This window comes from Buttiauxella sp. S19-1, from assembly GCF_022134725.1.
In the GTDB taxonomy this organism is placed as follows: Bacteria; Pseudomonadota; Gammaproteobacteria; order Enterobacterales; family Enterobacteriaceae; genus Buttiauxella; species Buttiauxella ferragutiae.
Genome location: NZ_JAHWLU010000040.1, coordinates 15,688 through 38,679, shown reverse-complemented (window position 1 = coordinate 38,679; position 22,992 = coordinate 15,688). Strand labels below are relative to the sequence as shown.

The window sequence follows — 22,992 nt, the reverse complement described above, 5'->3', positions numbered from 1 at the left end:
TCTATTGGGAATTACGTAATTCCGAGGAGTGCCGATGAGTACCGTTACCCTTGCCCAGGTGGCAAAACAAGCGGAAGTTTCCACCGCAACCGTTTCGATGGTGCTGCGCAATCGTGGCCGCATTTCTGACGCTACTCGCCAGCGCGTGCTCAAAGCTCTGGATGATTTGGGCTACGTGTACAACCAGACAGCAGCGAATTTACGCAACCGCACCAGCAACCAGGTGGGGCTGTTATTGCACGACATCACCAACCCTTTTTACGGTGAAATGACGGCGGGACTTAGCCAGGAAATGGAACGCCATGACTTGCTGCTGTTTCTGGCAAACAGTGAGGAATCTGGCGAGCGTCAGCAAAAGTTCGTTGATTCTCTGATGCGCAATAACGCCTGCGGCATGGTGTTGTGTGCGGCGCGGGAAACGCCTCCGCTGTTTTTTGAAACCCTGAAGCGGCGCAATATTCCGGCGATTATGGTGGTGCGCCCGATGGATGACGTGGAATTCGATTTTGTCGGCACCGACAACTTCCTTGGCACCCAACTGGCAACACAACATTTGCTGCGCATGGGGCATCGCAATATTGCGTTTATCGGCGGCAGTGAAAACTCTATCAGCCGGGCGCAGCGTATCGGCGGTTACAGCAGCAAATTGCTGGAGCATCGAATACAGCCGAAAAGCGAATGGGTGGTTTCATCGCTTGCCAGCCAAAGTGATGGGGCGCGGGTGGCCGAGGAGTTGTTCCGCCGTTACCCAGAAATTACGGCAGCGGTGTGTTATCAGGATATTGTGGCATTGGGCGTGATGCAGACGCTGCGCAAAATGGGGCGTCAGACCGGTGTGGATTTCGCGCTGGTGGGGTTTGACGATATTACCGAAGCGTCGTTAGTGCAGCCTGCATTGACCACTGTTTCGGTGGCAGCCAAAGAGATTGGCCGCAAAGCCGGAGAGTTGTTGTTTAGCCGCATTCAGGGCAACGACGAGCCGCCAAAACGGATTATTCTCCCGCCCACGCTGGTGGTGCGGGAGTCATGTGGTTACCCGTCATACTTCAAGCCGCAGGTGCGTTGACTGCACCCGCGCGTCCCAGTCACATAGTTAGCTATGCTCCTGGGAACTTACGGCCTGGTCGCCTTCCTGCAACTCGAATTATTTAGGGTATGAATGAGTTAAACGGCGCACCAATTCCATTTCGCGCTGGCGGAAGGGAATGCCGTATTCGTCGAGCACATCGTGGAACCATAATTGCGCATAATCCACGCCGCTTTTGCGTACTGACGGCCAGGGGAGGGTGGTTTGCGTTTTGCCGCGTACCAGCCCCCACTGGTAACAACCGACGTTCAGGGCGGCAAACAGCGGCAGTTGCTCCTCCATAACGCAACCGACGTGGCGCGCCAGCCATTCAGTGCATAACAGCGGGCGCTCGAACGTATGCCAGAAGCGCAATACTTGCAGCATTTTCGGCGTTGCAAGATATGCGTGGAAACTCACCACGTCCGAAAGCCTGGCGGCGGCAACGTCGATTGGATGCGCGAAATACTCCGTTAGCGGTTGATCGGGATCCTGCGAAATATGCCATGCGCCAACAGTCAGCGGTTGCGCAGGATCTTCGTCACGCGCCCAGGCGAAAACTTTATGCAGCAGCTCCAGCGCAAAATGTTCCAGTTTTTCATCGAACTGTATTTCCTCAAGCCCGCTGGTAAACGTGCCACGGTTGCCTGGTTCGTTGTACAAATCCCAGATAGCAATACGCGAATCGCTTCTGAAATGGCGCACAATGTCTCGCACGTAGCGCTCAAGCTGCGGCCACATCTCGCGATTGCAGACAATTTCTCGCCCAGGGCTGGCTGCCGCCTGGCTGTTATGTTTGCCGGGAACCGGTGCTTTTTGTGGCCCTAAAAATGGTTCGTCCCCGGAAAACGCACAGTCATCCATTAATGTCAGCATCACTTTTATGCTGTGGCTATCGGCTATCGCCAGAAACTGTTCGATACGCTCCAGCAGCCCGTCGCGGTCGTTCTGCCAGACAATAAACGGCAGATTGATGCGCAGTTGGTTATAGCCAATCTCCTGCGCCCAACCCAGTTCCTGGTCGATGGTTTCGGCGTCAAAAGTTTCGCGTTGCCACAGTTCTGTCCAGTTCACGGCACTGCGGGGCAGGTAGTTAAAGCCGCAGATCCAGCCCTGATTTTTGTGCCATTCTGCGGCTTGTTGTTTGCTCCATTGGGTACGCATGTGTCGGCTCCTTTACGGTGCATCTGGGGTTAAAGTTGCGGTGGTTTTACGCCCCGGCGTATTGCCCCAGACTTTGTCATATTCATAACCGGTAAGATCTTTGATGACTTTGCGGGTTTCCATGTCGCAATCTTCCAGATTGCCACCCAGTTTCAGGCGCGCTACTTCTTTGATTAGCGTCTTGTGGGATTCACGCGTTAACTTGAATTTGAACGTCATATAGAAGCTGATAGCCAGTAAGGCTGCGGTGGCAAAGATCATTAGCCCAACAATGGCGTGCAAGGCTTGAATAGGTTGCTCGCCCTGGCCTTTAACAAAACCGTTCTCTTCCAACACCACACCAATCAACATGATGGCTATCGCCACGGTACTTTTGCGGGTTAATACCATGACACCGGCAAATATTCCCTCGCGGCGTTTTTTGGTGACAATTTCATCAATATCGGGAATAAAGCTGTAAATGTTCCATGGGATAAAATAAAGACCCGCACGCGAAATACCCAATACCACAAATACTGCTGAGAACACCATGAACGAGACATTCAGGTTGGTGATATAGGCATAAAATAAGAAGGCTAATACCGAGAAAATACAGCAATAAGATAAACGCAGAGCAGCGGACGGTGAGAAGTCAAATTTGCTGAGCAGCATCATAAAGACAAATGTTCCCGGAACAGAAACAAATGCGGCAACGCTTAAATAACCTGAAACCGCAGCCGTATCCTGATGTAAACCGTAAACCACGTAATAAGTAAATACTGAACCAAAGACATCCATCGCCGTAAATGAGGCGATGTAGATAATAATGTGCTGGCGGAACATTTTAATTTTAAATGAGGAGAGAAGGTCTAAAACCAGGCTTTTTAAATGATGCCAGAGATTGCCGCTATTTGCGCCTTCCGCTTCGGGTTCAAACTCTTCGCGCACATCTTTCGCTTCCCAGGTGCACATCCAGGTAGTGAAGACGGCGATGCAGAAAATAGCCGAGAACAACAGGCCGGTGTAGGTATAAGTCATCGGGTTATCTTTGCCGGTGAACTGCATAATCACGCCCGGCACTGAAACTGCCAGAAAACCACCGAGTTGTGAGCAGATCATTCGCACACCCGATAAACGGGCGCGTTCGGCATAGCGGTTAGTCATTTCTGCGGCCAATGTTTCCCACGGCACCAGCACCATTGCTGACAGCAGTTCAATGGAAAGATAGGTACCGAGATAATACCAATAGCCCATATCTGTTACCCACAGCAGGGCGTATAAGAACATCAGTGGGGCGCTGAGCAGTAAAAAGAAGCGACGGCGACCGAAACGTTTACCCAGCCAGGTATTGGCGAAGTTATCGGTGATATAACCCATAATCGGGCTTAATACGGCGTCAATAACACGGGCAATAGCAAATATCGAACCGGCTTCCAGTACTGATAATCCACAATAGGTGGTGTAGAAAAATAATAACCATGTGCCAATAATGGCAAAAGCTCCGCCGCCAAATAAATCGGTAACACCATATCCTATGGCTGTTCCGTAGCCAACTCTGCGTTCAGTAGGTTTCATATTGTTATTCCATTTTTGTAGGGCAAAAGGAAAGTGTGTTTATTCTGAAATCTCTATCCAGTTCCTGGTTATCGAAGATTGATAAATAGCCTCTACCATCCGTAGCGATATTTCTGCCTGGTGAATATCGACGTAATTACGGACGTTTGTTTCTGACAATGAGTGATAAAAATTATTAATTGCTAACTGGTGGCTACTGCCCCAATAACATTTTTGCGCGGCATTGGGGGATTCATCACTGGCCAGCAGTTCTTTACCTTCACCTGAAATGCACCACAAATTATTGTGATGAAGTTGCAGTAAACCGTTTTCGCAGTGGATCTCTAAAAGCAGCGGCGAGTCGGTGGTATGGCAGTTGGTAGCATAAAAAATCCCACGCGCCCCGTTGGCCAGTTCCATATTGGCCATTGCCGTGTCTTCAGCTTGTGTGGCGTGGCTCAGAAAACTGCTTTCCACCACACCTTTTATTGCGTCCACACCCCCGGCAAACCACTGCATTAAATCCAGCGTATGAATCGCCTGGTTGATCAGCAGGCTACCGCCTTCGCTGGCCCAACTCCCGCGCCAAGGACTTTGCGCGTAATAATCGAGCGAACGGCTCCAGGTCAACACTGCTTTAATACTCAGAATTTTTCCGTAGTGGTTCTCTTCTAGTAACGCTTTAATCTTCTGGCTGCTGGGGTTCAGGCGATTTTGGTAGCAAACGCCAAGCTGTGAGGTCGTAATCGCCAGCGTATTTTTGATGTCTTTGACTTCGGCGGGATTGAGCGCCACCGGTTTTTCGGTGAACACATGTTTTCCGGCGATGAGCGCTTTGGTAATCATCTCTTTATGCGCGGCGTGCGGGGTGCAGATATGCACCACATCAATCTCGTTATCGAGCAGCATCTCACAGTAATCTGCGTAATAGCGGCAACCGTAGCGTTCGGCGAGTGCCTGGCCTTTTACGGGGTCGGTTTCGACAATGGCCCGTAATTGGCAGGCTGGGTTGGACTGAATGGCCTCCACATGCAAGGTATGGATTGCGCCACACCCGACAACCGCAGCTTGAATCGCTTTCATCATTCTTCCACTCCATTGGCCAGCATTTGGGCGCGGACACACAATTCAGCCGCTTTGAACGCATGTTCCTGTGTCATCGCATTTTCGGTGCGATTCAAACAATCCAGAATCAGCTCGCCGAAGAACGGGAAACCGACTTTTCCGGCCACCGGATAGCGGAATTCACCCTCTTGATTTACCAGATACACCACGTCTTGTTGCTGGCGGGTGATGTCGACGTATTTGCGGATTTCGATATAGCCGTCAGTCCCGAGCAGGGTAAGACGCCCGTCGCCCCAGGAACTTAGACCTTCTGGCGTAAACCAGTCGCAGCGAAAATAGCCGCTGGCTCCGTTTTCGCCCTTGAGCATGGCGTCGCCGAAATCTTCAAATTCTGGGTATTGAGGATGGGTAAAATTACTGGTTTGTGCTGCCACAACTTGCGCGTCGTGGTTGCCGGTATAAAACAGGAACTGTTCGATTTGATGGCTGCCAATATCGCAGAGAATGCCGCCGAAACGCTTCTTAACGTAGAACCAGTCCGGGCGGCCCTGCCCTTCGCGATGCGGCCCGGTTCCCAGGGTTTGAATAACCCGGCCAATGGCACCCTCGCGCACCAGTTGCCCGGCAAAAACTGCGCTTTCAACGTGCAAACGTTCGCTGTAATACACTGCATATTTGCATCCGGTTTCCGCCACTTTTTCTTTGGCTGCGGCAAGTTGTGCAAGGGTTGTCAGCGGCGCTTTATCGGTGAAATAGTCCTTTCCGGCATCCATCACCTTCAGGCCAAGTGCACAACGCTCCTCTGGTATCGCTGCTCCGGCAACCAGGTTCACACTGTCATCGCCAAGAATCACTTCAAGTGATGGTGCAACGTTGACCTGCGGATATTGCTTAACAAACTGTTCCACTTTCTGCGGGTCAGGGTCGTAAACCCATTTAAGCGTGGCACCCGCTTCAATCAGGCCGTTGGACATGCCGTAGATATGGCCGTGATCAAGTGCGGCGGCGGCAAAAACGAAATCACCCGGTTGCACGACTGGCTGCGGTTTGCCTGTTGGCGCGTAATTCATACCGTCGTTGAGACTCATGCTTATGCTCCTTGATCCATATTTTTGCCCAGCGGGATGGCGCCTTGTTCGGCAAAATTTTCCACCGAGGACGATTTTTCAAAGAAGTGGGGAGCCTGGTTGACCAGGCCGCCAGTCAGGTAATACGGGTCACTGGCCGCGATCGGCAATGAGACAAAGCTGCGGGTGATGGCGGATTTATAGATTGCGGTGATGAGTTCCAGCGAACGCTTGCCTTGCGGCCCATCAACTAACGGGGCGGTGCCAGTGTGTAGCGCGTGCAGGAAGTTATCGATTTGCCCGGTGTGCAGTGTCCAGGCCAGGCGCGGCACCGACTGGTAGCTATCTTCAAGCTGGTTTTCCAGCGGGGCATTACGCTCTTCAAGCGGGAAACCGTTGGCGGCGGCGATGCTGGCGAATTTATCCCATGGTGCGGAAATACGTGCTTTTTCACCCTGAATCACAATCTTCTGATCTTCGCCGTGATGCACCACGGAGGAGGTCAGTTGCGTGAGTGCACCATTGCCATATTTGAAAATTGCCGCACTGAGGTCTTCCACTTCGGCGTTGTCATGGGAGACGTTGGTGGTGACTGCAACCACTTCAGTCGGGAAGCCCAGCATCCACTGAATGGCATCAATATGGTGTACCGCATGGTTGAGCGTGCAACCACCGCCTTCTTTTTCCCATGTGCCGCGCCACCACAGGTCGTAATAGGAGTGGCCACGCCACCAGAATGAATCCACCTGCGCGTGGCAAACTTTGCCGATTTGGTCACTTTCGAGCACTTTTTTCAAACGCCAGAAGGCATCGGTAAAACGGTTTTGGGCAATGATAGACAGCGTTTTACCGCTCGCCACGGCGGCGTTGATCATCGCGTCGCATTCCTGAAGTGAAGCAGCCATCGGTTTTTCACACAGGACGTGTTTTCCCGCATTCAGCGCATCAATAGAAATAGCGGCGTGAACATAAGGCGGGGTACAGATATCGAACACATCAATGGTGGGATCATTAAGAATATCCTGGTGGTTGTTGTAAACTTTTGCGGCTGTTAATCCGTAATGTTTTTTCTTTTCTTCAGCTTTTTCTGGGTAGATATCTACCAGCGCGACAATCTGGCAACGATCAGGAAATTCAAGATAACTTTGGATGTGATTGTGGGAAATATTACCGGTTCCGATAATTGCGATTCTTTGCATTATGCTCTCTCTTATCAAGGGTAGCGTTTGATACAGACAATAAAAGTTACTGTTTATTTTCAACAAGAATCATTTTTTGAGAGCATAGTTATGGTTTTTTTTGCACACAACAGCTATTTATGACAGGAATTGCACGACGAAAATATTACGGGCAAGCAGAAAGTGAAATGCTCTGGATTATAAAGAGTTGATGGTGAAAATAATGTAATTTCTCTAATGAGGTATCGATCACAAAATGACGGGGAAGTTGAAAATTAAAGAGATAGCTGTGCTGACAGGGCTGTCACCGAGCACTGTGTCACGGGTGCTGGCTGGTAAAAGTAATGTCAGCCCGCAGGCCAAAGAAAAGGTATTTTACCATGCTCGTCATATGGATATTTTACGGGATATTCCCGCCAGCCGTTTACTTATTAACTCATTATTAATATGTGCCCCTGCGGAAGCGTTTACTCCTCATGGTGATCATTATTATTACGAAGTGATTCAGGGGGTTGTTTCCGCTGTCTCACATTATGATACGCATGTTAAAAAGTGTTCTCTTGATATTAATGAAGCTGATACTTCATTATTCATGAGGTCGATTAGTCAGTCGGATGTTGATGGCGTAATAATTATTGGTATTGATGATGAATCACTGTATCGCATAGCCGCGGAAAGCAATAAGCCTATTGTGACGATAAATGCCAGAGATAAGAAAATGCGTCTTGATTGTGTCTCACCAGACCATTATTCCATTGGCTATAGCGCGGCAAACTATTTATTAGAGAAGGGGCATCGTCCCGTTCTGCTATTTACCGATTTGCGCCGTGAAACCATGATCCAGCGTCTTGACGGCTTTAAAAGAGCCTGCCTCGACCACCACCTGGTGTTTGATGAATCCGAGCATTTGCTGGTAACCAAAGGTTATGGTGAAACCGAAGCCCGCGCCAATTTCAAAAAATACCTCCAGTCGCGCACTAAAGCCGAACTCCCTTCGGCTATTTTTTGCGGCAGCGCAGCCATTGCGCGGGCCGTATTGAGTGAGCTAAAAAACCAGCATCTGCAAGTGCCTGAGGATATTTCTCTGATGAGTTGCGCCTATTCCCATGAAATGGATGAAATTAAACAGCTCGGTTTATCCGCGGCCTGCCAGCCTTGCCGTGAATTGGGCAGCGAAGCGGTTTATGTTCTGCAAAGTCGTTTAATGCGTGAAGTCAGCCCGCGCTTTAATTTATTGCTTCAGGGTTCCATTCAGCCGGGGGATTCGGTGGCAGATGTGAACTGGCGGCGTCGGGAACTGTATCAAACTCATTCAATTCCATAATTCTTTTAAGGCATTAATGGGTTTTACTGATAATTCCGCCGTTTTGTCATAAATTTCTTATTATCGGTGTTTTCATGTGGCGAGCCTCCCAAGGCCTCGTTAATCTGAGAACAGTTTCATTGGTTATTGAATAAAGAAAAGAGAGTCGATATGGATGAGTCACAAGTCCGCGTTGCAATCGCGGGTGCGGGTGGTCGCATGGGGCGACAACTGATTCAGGCAGCATTACAGATGGATGGCGTAAAACTGGGTGCAGCGCTTGAACGCACGGGTTCATCCTTAGTGGGCAGCGACGCGGGTGAATTAGCTGGCGTCGCCAAAACGGGAGTTATCGTCAGCGATAGCCTGGATGCGGTAGTGAATGATTTCGATGTCTTTATCGATTTTACTCGTCCCGAGGGCACGCTTCATCATCTGGCTTTTTGCCGCCAGCACGCTAAAGGCATGGTTATCGGCACCACCGGTTTTGATGATGCGGGCAAGCAGGCGATTACTGATGCTTCAGCAGAAGTGCCGATTGTCTTTGCGGCCAACTTCAGCGTGGGTGTGAACGTGATGCTTAAGCTTCTGGAGAAAGCCGCCAAAGTGATGGGGGATTATACCGACATTGAGATCATCGAAGCGCACCATCGCCATAAAGTGGATGCGCCATCAGGCACCGCATTGGCAATGGGCGAAGCCATTGCTCACGCGATGGACAAAGATTTGAAAGATTGCGCGGTTTACTCCCGTGAAGGGTACACCGGCGAGCGCGTTCCAGGCACTATTGGTTTTGCGACGGTGCGTGCGGGCGACATTATTGGTGAACATACGGCGATGTTTGCGGACATCGGCGAGCGTATTGAGATCAGCCATAAAGCATCAAGTCGCATGACTTTTGCAAACGGTGCAGTCAAATCTGCATTGTGGCTGAGTTCGATGAAAAGTGGACTTTACGATATGCGAGATGTGCTTGATCTCAATAGTTTGTAATCGTTATTACCCATCGTGATGTGGTTATTGCAATCATAACTGTTTGATTGATAGGGCAATGTTTTATTGCCCTTTTTATTTGTTGTGTTTTATTCGTGTTTTTAGTGTTTTTTTAATCGTAAGCATCATAAGTTTTACTTTTCTTGCTAATAATCGTTGTTCTATGTCTAATTTTGACCATTTGGTCCACTTTTCATGCCGCCATGCCCAGCTTTCCTGCTCATCCTGGTCCGCAACCGATTACGCACTATAAGTTAGTTGTTGATTTCATCGGTCAATTCCTCTTTTATCCATTAGATTGGTAAAAAACACATAAAAAGTTGCGCTTATGGTAGACTTTTACCCGGCCTCTCACTAGAATGCCGCCGTTTGTCAAAAATCCAAATGACAGGCTGTTTTGCATTGATTCCTGAATTCATTTTGAATTAATATGCAAATAAATTGACTGTTTATTCCCTGGAGGGCGTTTTGATTAAGTCAGCAATATTGGTTCTGGAAGACGGAACCCAATTCCACGGTCGGGCCATTGGGGCATCGGGTTCGGCCATTGGGGAAGTCGTTTTCAACACCTCTTTGACCGGTTATCAAGAAATCCTCACTGATCCTTCCTACTCCCGCCAGATTGTCACTCTTACTTATCCTCATATCGGAAATGTCGGCACCAATGCTGCTGATGAAGAATCCTCCCAGGTACATGCGCAAGGCCTCGTCATCCGTGACCTACCACTGATTGCCAGCAACTATCGCAATACCGAAGACCTTTCTTCTTATCTCAAGCGCCATAACATTGTGGCCATCGCCGATATCGATACCCGTAAGCTGACACGTATTCTGCGTGAGAAAGGTGCACAGAACGGCTGCATTATTGCCGGTGATAACCTTGATGCTGCACTGGCGCTGGAAAAAGCAAAAGCTTTCCCAGGCCTCAACGGTATGGATCTCGCGAAAGAAGTCACCACGAAGGAAGCTTACGCCTGGCAGCAGGGGAGCTGGACACTTGAAGGTGAGTTGCCTGAAGCAGCTAAAGAAGAAGATTTACCGTTCCATGTCGTCGCCTACGATTACGGCGTGAAACGCAACATTCTGCGTATGTTGGTTGACCGCGGCTGCCGCCTGACGGTGGTTCCGGCGCAAACATCAGCTGAAGATGTGTTGAAGATGAATCCAGACGGCATCTTCTTATCTAACGGCCCTGGTGACCCGGCGCCGTGCGACTACGCCATCAGCGCCATTAAATCCTTCCTGGAAACAGACGTGCCGGTATTCGGTATCTGCCTGGGCCACCAGTTGCTGGCTCTGGCGAGCGGCGCGAAAACCGTGAAGATGAAGTTTGGTCACCACGGTGGCAACCACCCGGTTAAAGATTTGGATCGCGATTGCGTGATGATTACTGCTCAGAACCATGGTTTCGCCGTAGAGGAATCAACACTTCCGGCGAACCTGCGCGTGACTCATAAGTCACTGTTCGATGGCACGCTGCAAGGCATTCATCGTACAGATAAAGCAGCATTCAGCTTCCAGGGGCACCCAGAAGCAAGCCCTGGCCCGCACGATGCGGCGCCGCTGTTTGACCACTTTATCGAATTGATTAAGCACTACCGTTCTACCGCCACTCTTAATAGCAAGTAAGTATCAGGAGCTAAGAAAATGCCAAAACGTACAGATATAAAAAGCATCCTGATCCTCGGCGCAGGCCCGATTGTTATCGGCCAGGCGTGTGAGTTCGACTACTCCGGTGCCCAGGCGTGTAAAGCGCTGCGTGAAGAGGGTTACCGCGTCATTCTGGTGAACTCCAACCCGGCAACGATTATGACCGACCCGGAAATGGCCGATGCAACTTACATCGAGCCGATTCACTGGGAAGTGGTTCGCAAAATCATTGAGAAAGAGCGCCCAGACGCGGTTCTGCCAACCATGGGCGGCCAGACTGCACTGAACTGTGCGCTGGAGCTGGAGCGTGAAGGCGTGCTGGCAGAATTCGGTGTCACCATGATTGGTGCAACCGCAGACGCCATTGATAAAGCTGAAGACCGCCGCCGTTTCGACGTGGCGATGAAAAAAATCGGCCTTGATACTGCGCGCTCTGGCATTGCTCACAATATGGAAGAAGCGTTGGCGGTTGCGGCGGACGTCGGTTATCCGTGCATCATCCGCCCTTCATTCACCATGGGCGGCACCGGCGGCGGTATTGCATACAACCGTGAAGAATTCGAAGAAATTTGCGAGCGTGGCCTGGATCTTTCGCCAACCAAAGAGCTGCTGATTGATGAATCGCTGATTGGCTGGAAAGAGTACGAGATGGAAGTTGTGCGTGATAAAAACGACAACTGCATTATCGTCTGCTCTATCGAAAACCTTGACCCGATGGGTATTCACACCGGTGACTCCATCACCGTTGCGCCAGCGCAAACGCTGACCGACAAAGAGTACCAAATCATGCGTAACGCCTCGATGGCGGTGCTGCGTGAAATCGGCGTGGAAACTGGCGGTTCTAACGTGCAGTTCTCGGTTAACCCGAAAACTGGCCGTCTGATTGTTATCGAGATGAACCCGCGTGTATCGCGCTCATCTGCACTGGCTTCTAAAGCAACCGGATTCCCGATTGCCAAAGTAGCGGCGAAACTGGCGGTGGGTTACACCCTCGATGAGCTGATGAACGATATCACCGGTGGTAAAACGCCAGCCTCGTTCGAACCGTCTATCGACTACGTTGTGACTAAAATTCCTCGCTTTAACTTCGAGAAATTCGTCGGCGCTAACGACCGCCTGACCACGCAGATGAAATCTGTGGGTGAAGTGATGGCGATTGGCCGCACCCAACAGGAATCACTGCAAAAAGCCCTGCGCGGCCTGGAAGTGGGCGCGACCGGTTTTGACCCGAAAGTGAATCTGGATGACCCGGAAGCGCTGACCAAAATCCGCCGCGAGCTGAAAGACGCTGGCGCTGAGCGTATCTGGTACGTTGCTGATGCCTTCCGTGCGGGCCTGTCCGTTGATGGCGTGTTCAACCTGACCAACATTGACCGCTGGTTCCTGGTACAGATTGAAGAGCTGGTTCGCCTGGAAGAAAAAGTAGAAGAGATCGGCATTACCGGTCTGACTCATGACTTCCTGCGCTTCCTGAAACGCAAAGGCTTTGCCGATGCGCGCCTGGCGAAACTGGCTGGCGTTCGCGAATCAGAAATCCGCAAACTGCGTGAGCAATACAACTTACACCCGGTTTATAAGCGTGTTGATACCTGTGCGGCAGAGTTCTCTACCGACACGGCGTACATGTACTCTACTTATGAAGACGAGTGTGAAGCTAACCCGAACAACGACCGTGACAAAATCATGGTGTTGGGTGGTGGCCCGAACCGTATCGGCCAGGGTATCGAGTTTGACTACTGCTGCGTCCACGCATCCCTTGCGCTGCGTGAAGATGGTTACGAAACCATCATGGTTAACTGCAACCCAGAAACCGTTTCAACCGACTACGACACGTCCGACCGCCTGTACTTCGAACCAGTAACTCTGGAAGACGTGCTGGAAATCGTGCGCGTTGAGAAACCAAAAGGCGTCATCGTGCAGTACGGTGGCCAGACTCCGCTGAAACTGGCTCGTGAACTGGAAGCCGCTGGCGTACCGATTATCGGCACCAGCCCGGATGCCATCGATCGTGCAGAAGACCGTGAGCGTTTCCAGCACGCTGTTGACCGCCTGAAGCTGAAACAGCCTGCCAACGCCACCGTCACCGCTATCGAAATGGCGGTCGAGAAAGCGGCCCATATTGGTTACCCGCTGGTTGTGCGTCCATCCTACGTTCTGGGTGGCCGCGCGATGGAAATCGTCTATGACGAAGTGGATTTACGTCGTTACTTCCAGACTGCGGTTAGCGTTTCAAACGACGCGCCAGTGCTGCTCGACCGCTTCCTTGACGATGCGGTAGAAGTGGATGTTGATGCCATCTGCGACGGTGAAACCGTACTGATTGGCGGTATTATGGAGCACATCGAACAAGCTGGTGTTCACTCCGGTGACTCCGCATGTTCTCTGCCAGCTTACACGCTGAGCCAGGAAATCCAGGACGTGATGCGCCAACAGGTGCAGAAACTGGCTTTCGAGCTGCAAGTTCGCGGTTTGATGAACGTGCAGTTTGCGGTGAAAGATAACGAAGTCTACCTGATTGAAGTGAACCCGCGTGCTGCGCGTACCGTACCGTTTGTCTCTAAAGCGACCGGCATGGCACTGGCGAAAGTGGCGGCGCGTGTGATGGTTGGGCAAACTCTGGTGCAACAGGGCATGACCAAAGAAATCATCCCGCCTTACTACTCGGTGAAAGAAGTGGTACTGCCGTTCAACAAATTCCCGGGCGTTGACCCACTGTTAGGGCCAGAAATGCGCTCCACCGGTGAAGTCATGGGCGTGGGTCGTACCTTCGCAGAAGCGTTCGCCAAAGCGATGCTGGGCAGCCAGTCTACGATGCGTAAACCAGGCCGCGCGCTACTTTCTGTTCGCGAAGGCGACAAAAAGCGTGTGGTTGACCTGGCAGCAAAACTGCTGAAACAGGGCTTTGAACTGGATGCAACTCATGGCACCGCTGTGGTGTTAGGCGAAGCTGGCATTAACCCGCGTCTGGTGAACAAGGTGCATGAAGGCCGTCCGCACATTCAGGACCGTATCAAGAATGGCGAATACACCTACATCATCAACACCACCGCAGGCCGCCAGGCGATTGAGGATTCCAAACTCATCCGCCGCAGCGCACTGCAATATAAAGTGCATTACGACACCACGCTGAACGGCGGCTTTGCTACGGCGATGGCGTTGAACTCTGACGCGACAGAGAAAGTGATTTCAGTTCAGGAAATGCACGCGCAGATTAAAGGCTAATTTCTTTAACTGATATAAAAAATAAACGGCTCCTCATTGCAGGGGCCGTTTGTCGTTTAAGAGTGTTCTGGTTCTGAAAGCGAAGCGCATGCCGCTGACTATAATTACCCTGCTAATGAAAATTGAACGCAGGGAGAAAATAATGCTCAATAAATCAATCATCACTCCAATTCTTGCCGCTATTGCGCTGATGTCTGTTGCGGGTTGTTCTTCCAACCAATCGGTGAAAACTGCTGACGGGAAAACTATTGTCACCGATGGCAAGCCGCAAGTGGATGATGATACCGGGCTGGTGTCATACAAAAATGCGGAAACCGGAAAAACAGAACAGATTAACCGTGACCAGGTTAAATCAATGGGCGAACTGGATAACTAATTCAGACTTATCCACTTAACCCGTCAAGAATATTGACTATTAGCCTGTTGAATTACTGACTACACTCTTTCGTTAAAAGAGAGCAGTAAAACAACAGGCTTATTCATGATCTTAATTATTTATGCACATCCGTACCCGCATCACTCCCACGCCAACCGAAAAATGCTCGAACAGGCTTCACTACTACCTGATGTGGAAGTGCGCTCTCTTTATGAGTTATACCCAGATTTCAACATCGATATTGCCGCTGAACAAGAAGCGCTAAGCCGCGCTGATTTGGTTATCTGGCAACATCCGATGCAGTGGTATAGCACGCCGCCTTTGATGAAATTGTGGATTGATAAAGTGCTGGCTCATGGCTGGGCGTATGGCCACGGCGGCAAGGCGCTGCGCGGTAAACCCGTGATGTGGGCTGTTACCACTGGTGGTGGCGATAACCATTTCGAACTCGGCGACCATCCGGGTTTTGCTGTTCTCGGCCAACCATTGCAAGCTACGGCGCTGTACTGCGGCATGAACTGGCTGCCGCATTTCACTATCCATTTCACGTTTGTCTGTGACGAAAATACCCTCGAGGTACAAGCCGAAATGTACAAGCAACGTTTGCTCGACTGGCAGGAGGCAAATCATGGATAGCCACAGCATGATCCAGGCGCTGATTTACCTCGGTTCAGCGGCGATCATAGTACCGATTGCGGTGCGTCTTGGCCTGGGGTCAGTGTTGGGCTATCTAATCGCAGGCTGCATTATCGGGCCGTGGGGATTGCGACTGGTGACGGACGCCGAAACTATTCTTCACTTTGCGGAGATCGGCGTGGTCTTGATGCTATTCGTCATCGGACTGGAACTGGACCCACAACGTTTGTGGACGCTGCGTGCGTCAGTATTTGGCGGCGGTGCGCTGCAAATGGTGGCGTGTGGATTGCTGCTCGGCTTGTTCTGCATGTTCTTAGGATTACGCTGGCAAGTGGCGGTGTTAATCGGCCTGACTCTGGCGCTTTCTTCTACCGCAATCGCCATGCAGGCGATGAACGAGCGAAACCTGACCGTTTCACAAATGGGGCGCAGTGCCTTTGCGGTGCTGTTATTCCAGGACATTGCAGCAATTCCGCTGGTGGCGATGATTCCCTTATTAGCCAGCAGTAGCGCAACCACGACCTTTGCCGCCTTTTCTATTTCGGCTCTGAAAGTGCTTGGCGCTTTGACCATTGTTGTTTTGCTTGGGCGTTACGTCACACGCCCGGTTCTGCGGTTTGTGGCGCGTTCAGGCCTGCGCGAAGTGTTCAGTGCCATGGCGTTGTTTATGGTGTTCGGCTTTGGCCTATTGCTTGAAGAAGCCGGGCTTTCAATGGCTATGGGGGCATTTCTGGCGGGCGTGTTACTGGCAAGCTCTGAATATCGTCATGCGCTGGAAAGTGATATTGAACCGTTTAAAGGCTTGTTGCTCGGGCTGTTCTTTATTGGCGTGGGCATGTCGATAGACTTCGGCACTTTGCTGGAGAGCCCTTTGCGGATTATCGTTCTGTTACTCGGTTTCCTGGCGATAAAAATCATCACGCTATGGATCGTAGCAAAACCGCTTAACGTGCCGCGTAAACAACGGCGCTGGTTTGCCGTCCTGTTAGGGCAGGGCAGTGAATTCGCATTCGTCATTTTTGGTACTGCGAGAATGGCTGAGGTACTGGACGACAGTTGGGCAAAATCGCTTACGCTTGCTGTCGCGCTATCGATGGCGGCCACGCCATTGTTGCTGGTGCTGCTCAACCGCCTGGAAAAATCAGGCCCAGAGCAGGCGCAAGAAGCGGATGAAATCGATGAGGAACAGCCGCGTGTGATCATCGCAGGCTTTGGTCGTTTTGGGCAAATAGCCGGGCGTTTGTTACTGACCAGCGGCGTGAAAATGGTGGTTCTCGATCACGACCCAGATCATATCGAAACGCTGAGAAAGTTTGGCACTAAAGTGTTTTATGGCGATGCGACGCGCGTGGATTTGCTGGAGTCTGCGGGTGCTGCAAAAGCGGAAGTGCTGATCAATGCCATCGACGATCCGGATGCAAATATGCAGTTAGCAGAACTTGTACAAGAGCATTTCCCGCATCTGAAAGTGATTGCGCGCGCACGTGACCTCGACCATTTCATTCGCCTGCGACAGTTGGGGGTTGACCAACCTGAGCGTGAGACTTTTGAAGGTGCGTTGAAAGTGGGGCGTAGAGCGCTCGAAGGGCTGGGTGTAGGGAGTTATGAGGCACGTGAACGAGCCGACCATTTCCGCCGCTTCAATGCGCAGATGGTGGAAGAAATGGTGCCCGCACCGGATTGGTCAGCGCGCGCTGATGTTCTCAAACGCACCAGCGCAAGGTTGACGGATGTGATAAACGAAGACCGTGCGCATCTCAATGTGATTCAGCGCCATGGTTGGCAGGGTACTGAGGAGGGGATTCATTCGGGGAAACTGGCTGATGAACCGCCTGTTAAGCCCGAGTAGCTAAAGGCTGTGTCGGATGACGCTAACGCTTATCCGACCTACGCAAACCGTTTTAGGGTGGATTAGCGTTAGCGACATCCACCGATTTTTTGCGGTAAGAAATCAGCTCAAGGCGACTTTTATTCCCAGAGCTATCAACATCCCGCCCAGCAATTTATCAACAATTTTCTGCGCTTTCGCCAGACCGCGACGCACCGGCTCGCTTTGAATCAGCACCACTAATAACGGCCACCAGACGACGGACAGCATCAGGATGACGCCTGCGTACCACAGTTTTTCCATGGTACCTGAGTTCACGCTCAAAACCTGGGTGAAAACGGAAAGGAAAAAGAGTGTCGCTTTCGGGTTTAGCAGATTGCACAGATAGCCTTGTAAAAAGGCTTTTGTTAGCGTGGTTTGCTGGCGTTCAATATTACTGACATCCATTTTGCCGCCGCCGCGTGCTAACAGTGCCTGTACGCCAATCCAAATTAGATATGCAGCACCGGCATATTTCAGCAAGCCGAACAACCACGGAGTGGTGGTAATCACTACCGCTAACCCGGCAACACAATAAGTCATGTGCGTTGCCACTCCGCTGATAACTCCCAGCGAGGTCATCATTGCTGCCGAGCGTGAATAGCGAGCGGCGTTCTTAATGACCAGGAAGAAATCAGGCCCAGGGGAGAGCATCCCCAAAGTGGCAATAGTGGCGACAAAAAGCGTGGTTTCCAGCATGGCAATGTCCGGTAAAGATACGATCAATAATCGTGAACTATACCGCAGCTAGAGCATAGACTTATAGTATGTGGCAGGCCACAGTTAAGAATTTTTTACGTTACTTTGGGCGCTTTTACGCTAACTCATTGTTCCTGTTATATCAGGAAGCATTACGTGACAGGTTTACAGTCGCAGAACGAAAAAATTCTTACGCAGAAGCTTGTGGATAGTCGACGAAAGATTGCGCTTTCCGTATAGTGGCGGCAATTTTTTTCACCACCCGTGGGTTAATAGAATGATCAGTCTGATTGCTGCATTAGCGGTAGATCGTGTAATTGGCATGGAAAACGCCATGCCCTGGGACATCCCTGCCGATCTGGCATGGTTTAAACGTAATACACTGAATAAACCTGTCGTTATGGGGCGTTTGACCTGGGAATCTATCGGTCGTCCGCTTCCAGGGCGCAAGAATATTGTCATTAGCAGCAAGCCAGGCACCGATGACCGCGTTGAGTGGGTTTCGTCCGTAGAGGACGCTATTAAAGCCTGTGGCGATGCGGAAGAAATTATGGTGATTGGCGGTGGGCGTGTTTACGAACAGTTCCTGCCAAAAGCACAGCGTCTGTATCTGACGCACATTGACGCAGAAGTGGAAGGTGACACGCATTTCCCGGATTACGACCCGGACGAGTGGCAGTCAACGTTCAGCGAATTCCATGATGCGGACGAGAATAACTCGCACGGCTACTGTTTCGAGGTTCTGGAACGTCGATAAGACGGGCTGGAAAAGAAAAAACCCGGTTAATGACCGGGTTTTTTCTTATGAAGCGATAGCCGTTTCACCATCGCCCACATCTTTCTGGCGATTGGAGGGCTGAACGAAATAGGTTTTGTCTTCCCAGCGTAAGCAAGTTAGATCGCCACCCCAGCAACAGCCGGTATCAAGCCCGTATATGCCCTCTGGCGTGCCTTTGCCTTCCAGCGATGCCCAGTGCCCGAAGATAACGGAATATTCAGCAGTCACAGGCCCAGGGATCGCAAACCACGGCTTCAGCGGAGTGGGCGCGCTTTCAGGCGTGTCTTTGCAGTACATATCCAGTTGCCCGTTCGGGAAGCAATAACGCATACGGGTCAGTGAATTGGTAATAAACCGCAGGCGCGCTAATCCTGAAAGTTCTGGTGACCAGTTGTTAGGCATATCGCCATACATCGCATCGAGGAATAACGGATAGCTGTCACTCGATAACACGGCTTCGACATCACGCGCACAAGCCATGGCGGTATTCAAATCCCACTGCGGCGTAATTCCGGCGTGAGCCATTACCAGTTTTTTCTCTTCATCAACCTGAAGCAGCGGCTGGCGGCGTAGCCAGTTAAGCAATTCGTCAGCATCAGGTGCTTCCAGAAGCTGGGACACACGATCTTTGGGCTTATTACGGCTGATGCCTGCATAAACGGCCAGCAGATGTAGGTCATGGTTACCGAGAACCAGACGCACGCTGTTACCCAGTCCACGCACAAAACGCAGGACTTCAAGTGAACCCGGCCCACGCGCGACAAGATCGCCCGTAAGCCATAAAGTATCTTCACCAGGCTTAAAATCAACCTGTTGCAGTAGAGCGACCAGTTCATCGTAACAGCCGTGAACATCGCCAATCAGGTATGTAGACATTGGATTAGTGAATGAAGGCTGGAATAGCCAAACGGAATACGGGAATAGCGACGCGGAAGGCATCGCCCTGAGAGTCGACCATTTCGTAATGGCCTTGCATGGTGCCAAGCGGTGTTTCAAGTACCGCACCGCTTGTATAGCTGTATTCGTTGCCCGGTTCAATATGCGGCTGGACGCCAATCACACCCTCGCCCTGAACTTCAGTTTCATGACCGTTACCATTGGTGATAAGCCAGTAACGGCCAAGTAATTGCACCGGTGTTCGCCCCAGGTTACGGATGGTTACGGTATAAGCAAAGACGAAACGTTCGTGCTCCACAGAGGACTGTGATTCGATATAGACGCTTTGTACCTGAATGCATACGCGGGGCGAATTTAACATCGTTAACTCTCCTTCGGCTGCTGCTGTGGGTGCTCAGCCAAATAGTTTGCCAGTTTGCAATACTGAGCAACTGAGATGTTCTCAGCGCGCAGAGTTGCGTCGATTCCCAGCTCCGCCATCACCTCTGGGCTAAACAGATGGCCAAGGCTGTTACGAATCGTTTTGCGACGCTTATTAAAGGCTTCAGTAGTGATGCGGCTTAATACGCGCAGCTCTTTTACTGGGTTCGGTATTGTTGCATGTGGTACCAGGCGCACGACGGCAGAATCCACTTTTGGTGCCGGTGTGAAGGCGGTTGGTGGCACTTCAAGCACTGGAATCACATTGCAATAATACTGCGCCATCACTGATAAACGACCATACGCTTTACAGTTAGGGCCAGCAACTAAACGGTTTACCACCTCTTTTTGCAGCATGAAGTGCATGTCAGCAATGGCATCAGTATAGCTAAAGAGATGGAACATCAATGGCGTGGAGATGTTATACGGCAGGTTGCCAAATACGCGCAACGGCTTACCGATTTTTTGCGACAGCTCTCCAAAATCCATGGTCATGGCATCTTGCTGATAAATTGTCAGCTTTGGTGCCAGGAAAGGATGCGTTTGCAGGCGAGCCGCAAGATCGCGGTCCAGCTCGATGACGGTCATTTCATCCAGGCGTTCACCCACAGGCTCGGTTAATGCGCCGAGGCCGGGGCCGATCTCAACCATTGCCTGGCCTTTGAGTGGATTTATAGCAGAGACAATACTGTCGATAACGAACTGGTCATTAAGGAAGTTTTGTCCAAAACGTTTACGGGCTAAATGGCCCTGGTGGACACGAGTATTCATTGAGTATTAACAATCATTTTGATGGCGAGATTAAGCGCCGTAATAAAACTGCCGACCTCGGCTTTCCCCTGACCCGCTAGTTCTAGCGCGGTTCCATGGTCAACCGAAGTGCGGATAAAAGGTAAGCCTAGCGTGATATTGACTGCGCGGCCAAAGCCCTGGTACTTAAGGACTGGCAAGCCTTGATCGTGGTACATCGCCAGAACTGCATCGGCATTATCGAGATACTTAGGCTGAAACAGGGTATCTGCCGGTAGTGGGCCAGAAAGATTCATCCCTTGAGCGCGCATTTCATTCAGTACTGGAATGATGGTGTCAATTTCTTCGGTACCCATGTGACCACCTTCCCCGGCATGGGGGTTGAGGCCACAAACCAGCACGTGCGGCTGTACGATACCAAACTTGGTTTGCAGGTCATGATACAGGATGGTGATTATCTGGCGTAATAAATCTGGCGTTATTGCATCACTAATGGCTTTTAGCGGCAGATGTGTTGTCGCCAGAGCCACACGTAGCTCTTCGGTCGCCAGCATCATCACCACTTTTTCACTGTGCGATCGCTCTTCGAAAAATTCGGTATGCCCGATAAACGGAATGCCAGCATCGTTGATGATGCCTTTGTGCACCGGCCCGGTAATCAGTGCCGCAAATTCGCCGTTAATGCAGCCGTCACAGGAACGAGCCAACATCTCTACCACGTACTCACTGTTTCTCACATCCAACTGCCCAGGGATGACTGGAGCGCGTAATTCGATGGGGAGCACGGTCAGGGTTCCGGCAACATGCGGAGTTGCAGGTGTGCCTGGTTGGTAAGTTTTGAGTTGTAGAGGAAGGCCGAGGAGGGCTGCACGTTCCTGAAGGAGTTCAGGTGCGGCAACCGCAACCAGCTCAACAGGCCAGTCACGGTTTGCCAGTGCGATAATCAGGTCAGGACCAATCCCGGCGGGTTCGCCGGGAGTGATGACCACACGATGGATGTTAGCCATTGTCGCCTATAATTTTTACGTAAGCAGAAGCCCGTTGTTCCTGCATCCAGGTTTGTGCTTCTTCAGAGAACTTACGGTTGAACAACATACGATATGCACGATCTTTCTGTGCTGCATCAGTCTTATCAACGTTGCGTGTATCCATAAGCTGAATCAAATGCCAACCAAATGATGAGTGAACAGGTTCGCTCGTTTGGCCTTTGTTCAGTTTCATCAAGGCATCACGGAACGCCGGATCATAAATGTCTGCTGAAGCCCAACCTAAATCCCCACCCTGGTTAGCAGAGCCTGGATCGTCGGAGAACTCTTTTGCCGCTTTTTCGAAAGTGGTTTTGCCACTCTTAATATCAGCTGCAATCTGGTTCAGCTTAGCTCGCGCCTGGTCATCATTCATGATTGGCGACGACTTCAGCAAAATATGTCGGGCGTGAACTTCGGTAACAGAAATGCTCTTGCTTTGACCACGCAGGTCGTTCACTTTCAGAATATGGAAACCTACACCTGAACGAATCGGGCCGATGATATCGCCTTTTTTCGCAGTGCTTAACGCCTGTGCGAAAATAGATGGCAGCTCCTGGATTCGTCCCCAACCCATTTGACCGCCTTTCAGGGCTTGCTGGTCAGCAGAGTAGGTGATAGCCAGTTTGCCGAAATCACCACCGCTTTGCGCTTGTGAAACGATGTCACGCGCTTGTTTTTCCGCATCATCTACTTGAGTAGAGGTTGGGTTTTCAGGTAATGGAATCAGGATGTGGCTGAGGTTCAGCTCAGTGCTGCTGTCGTTCTGGCTACCCACTTGCTGTGCAAGAGCATCGACTTCTTGCGGCAGGATGGATACACGACGACGGACTTCGTTATTACGCACTTCCGAAATCGTCATCTCTTTACGGATTTGAGCACGGTAAGTGTTGTAATTAATGCCGTCATAGGCCAGACGGCTACGCATCTGATCCATGCTCATCTTGTTTTGAGCTGCGATATCAGCGATCGCCTTATCAAGCTGTTCATCTGTCACTTTGACGCCCATTTTCTGGCCCATTTGTAACAGAATTTGGTCCATGATCAGACGTTCAATAATTTGATGACGCAGCGTGTTGTCGTCAGGAAGTTGCTGCCCGGCTTGTTGGGCACCTGTCTTCACTGACTGCATCATTCCGTTAACGTCACTTTCCAGCACAACACCGTTGTTCACTACGGCTGCAACTTTGTCGACCACTTGCGGGGCCGCGAAAGAGGTATTCGCCACCAGGACGACACCGAGAAGCAGCGTTCTCAAATTCTTCATACTTTTTCCATTTACTTAGCCGCAAAGCGGATTACG

At 50.9% G+C, this 22,992-nt stretch carries 20 protein-coding genes; 9 read left to right on the top strand and 11 right to left on the bottom strand.

The genetic code is table 11. The features are described 5' to 3' along the window. Positions 1–34: 34 nt before the first annotated feature. Positions 35–1,066, top strand: coding sequence for a LacI family DNA-binding transcriptional regulator (locus MES37_RS11230; RefSeq protein ID WP_237931445.1), 1,032 nt, complete (start codon positions 35–37; stop codon positions 1,064–1,066). Between the two features lie 78 nt (positions 1,067–1,144). Here MES37_RS11230 and MES37_RS11225 read toward each other — a convergent pair whose 3' ends face one another. Genes MES37_RS11225 through MES37_RS11205 form a run of 5 tightly spaced genes read right to left on the bottom strand, consistent with a single transcriptional unit; the run spans position 1,145 to position 7,094 of the window. Next, positions 1,145–2,230, bottom strand: a complete 1,086-nt coding sequence (locus tag MES37_RS11225; RefSeq protein ID WP_237931444.1) for a cellulase family glycosylhydrolase — start codon at positions 2,228–2,230, stop codon at positions 1,145–1,147. A 12-nt stretch (positions 2,231–2,242) separates the two neighbouring features. Next, positions 2,243–3,784, bottom strand: coding sequence for an MFS transporter (locus tag MES37_RS11220; protein WP_237931443.1), 1,542 nt, complete (start codon positions 3,782–3,784; stop codon positions 2,243–2,245). 39 nt (positions 3,785–3,823) lie between these two features. After that, positions 3,824–4,846 carry a Gfo/Idh/MocA family protein gene (locus MES37_RS11215; RefSeq protein ID WP_064543566.1) on the bottom strand — a complete coding sequence of 341 codons (1,023 nt, stop codon included), beginning with the start codon at positions 4,844–4,846 and terminating at the stop codon, positions 3,824–3,826. Beyond that, entirely contained in the window at positions 4,846–5,916 is a 1,071-nt protein-coding gene (locus tag MES37_RS11210) for a Gfo/Idh/MocA family protein (RefSeq protein WP_121814890.1), read from the bottom strand. The genes MES37_RS11215 and MES37_RS11210 overlap by 1 nt, the downstream gene beginning before the upstream one ends. A gap of 2 nt (positions 5,917–5,918) precedes the next feature. Continuing rightward, positions 5,919–7,094, bottom strand: coding sequence for a Gfo/Idh/MocA family protein (locus MES37_RS11205; RefSeq protein WP_232886387.1), 1,176 nt, complete (start codon positions 7,092–7,094; stop codon positions 5,919–5,921). A 235-nt stretch (positions 7,095–7,329) separates the two neighbouring features. Here MES37_RS11205 and MES37_RS11200 point away from each other — a divergent pair, with 235 nt between their 5' ends. From MES37_RS11200 to kefC, 7 genes are all read left to right on the top strand, one after another. After that, complete coding sequence (locus MES37_RS11200; protein ID WP_064543457.1) at positions 7,330–8,397, top strand: LacI family DNA-binding transcriptional regulator; 1,068 nt, start codon at positions 7,330–7,332, stop codon at positions 8,395–8,397. 150 nt (positions 8,398–8,547) lie between these two features. Next, on the top strand, positions 8,548–9,369 hold the full coding sequence (dapB, locus tag MES37_RS11195) for a 4-hydroxy-tetrahydrodipicolinate reductase (protein ID WP_121814891.1): 822 nt from the start codon (positions 8,548–8,550) through the stop codon (positions 9,367–9,369). Positions 9,370–9,837: 468 nt separating this feature from the next. After that, the gene (carA, locus tag MES37_RS11190) at positions 9,838–10,998 is read left to right on the top strand and encodes a glutamine-hydrolyzing carbamoyl-phosphate synthase small subunit (protein WP_064543461.1); all 1,161 of its coding nucleotides are present in this window, start codon (positions 9,838–9,840) and stop codon (positions 10,996–10,998) included. 18 nt (positions 10,999–11,016) lie between these two features. Further along, on the top strand, positions 11,017–14,241 hold the full coding sequence (gene carB, locus MES37_RS11185; protein WP_064543464.1) for a carbamoyl-phosphate synthase large subunit: 3,225 nt from the start codon (positions 11,017–11,019) through the stop codon (positions 14,239–14,241). A 142-nt stretch (positions 14,242–14,383) separates the two neighbouring features. Continuing rightward, positions 14,384–14,617, top strand: coding sequence for a YgdI/YgdR family lipoprotein (locus tag MES37_RS11180; RefSeq protein ID WP_064543466.1), 234 nt, complete (start codon positions 14,384–14,386; stop codon positions 14,615–14,617). A 105-nt stretch (positions 14,618–14,722) separates the two neighbouring features. Continuing rightward, complete coding sequence (kefF, locus tag MES37_RS11175; RefSeq protein ID WP_121814892.1) at positions 14,723–15,253, top strand: glutathione-regulated potassium-efflux system oxidoreductase KefF; 531 nt, start codon at positions 14,723–14,725, stop codon at positions 15,251–15,253. Continuing rightward, entirely contained in the window at positions 15,246–17,102 is a 1,857-nt protein-coding gene (gene kefC / locus MES37_RS11170) for a glutathione-regulated potassium-efflux system protein KefC (protein WP_237931441.1), read from the top strand. The genes kefF and kefC overlap by 8 nt, the downstream gene beginning before the upstream one ends. 102 nt (positions 17,103–17,204) lie before the next feature. Here kefC and MES37_RS11165 read toward each other — a convergent pair whose 3' ends face one another. Next, positions 17,205–17,819, bottom strand: a complete 615-nt coding sequence (locus MES37_RS11165; protein ID WP_133522232.1) for a LysE family transporter — start codon at positions 17,817–17,819, stop codon at positions 17,205–17,207. Between the two features lie 277 nt (positions 17,820–18,096). Between MES37_RS11165 and folA the strand changes: the two genes are divergently transcribed. Further along, on the top strand, positions 18,097–18,576 hold the full coding sequence (gene folA, locus MES37_RS11160) for a type 3 dihydrofolate reductase (RefSeq protein ID WP_064543474.1): 480 nt from the start codon (positions 18,097–18,099) through the stop codon (positions 18,574–18,576). Positions 18,577–18,621: 45 nt separating this feature from the next. Here folA and apaH read toward each other — a convergent pair whose 3' ends face one another. From apaH to surA, 5 genes are read right to left on the bottom strand one after another with little or no spacing between them, the layout of a single operon-like run. Then, positions 18,622–19,473 carry a bis(5'-nucleosyl)-tetraphosphatase (symmetrical) ApaH gene (apaH, locus tag MES37_RS11155; protein WP_133522231.1) on the bottom strand — a complete coding sequence of 284 codons (852 nt, stop codon included), beginning with the start codon at positions 19,471–19,473 and terminating at the stop codon, positions 18,622–18,624. A gap of 4 nt (positions 19,474–19,477) precedes the next feature. After that, complete coding sequence (apaG, locus tag MES37_RS11150; RefSeq protein ID WP_064543478.1) at positions 19,478–19,855, bottom strand: Co2+/Mg2+ efflux protein ApaG; 378 nt, start codon at positions 19,853–19,855, stop codon at positions 19,478–19,480. A 2-nt stretch (positions 19,856–19,857) separates the two neighbouring features. Next, a complete protein-coding gene (rsmA, locus tag MES37_RS11145) occupies positions 19,858–20,685 on the bottom strand; it encodes a 16S rRNA (adenine(1518)-N(6)/adenine(1519)-N(6))-dimethyltransferase RsmA (RefSeq protein ID WP_064543479.1) in 828 nt (275 codons plus the stop codon). Beyond that, a complete protein-coding gene (gene pdxA / locus MES37_RS11140; protein WP_237931439.1) occupies positions 20,682–21,671 on the bottom strand; it encodes a 4-hydroxythreonine-4-phosphate dehydrogenase PdxA in 990 nt (329 codons plus the stop codon). The genes rsmA and pdxA overlap by 4 nt, the downstream gene beginning before the upstream one ends. Beyond that, on the bottom strand, positions 21,664–22,956 hold the full coding sequence (surA, locus tag MES37_RS11135) for a peptidylprolyl isomerase SurA (RefSeq protein WP_064543483.1): 1,293 nt from the start codon (positions 22,954–22,956) through the stop codon (positions 21,664–21,666). Before surA ends, pdxA begins: the two co-directional genes overlap by 8 nt. Between the last annotated feature and the right edge of the window lie 36 nt (positions 22,957–22,992).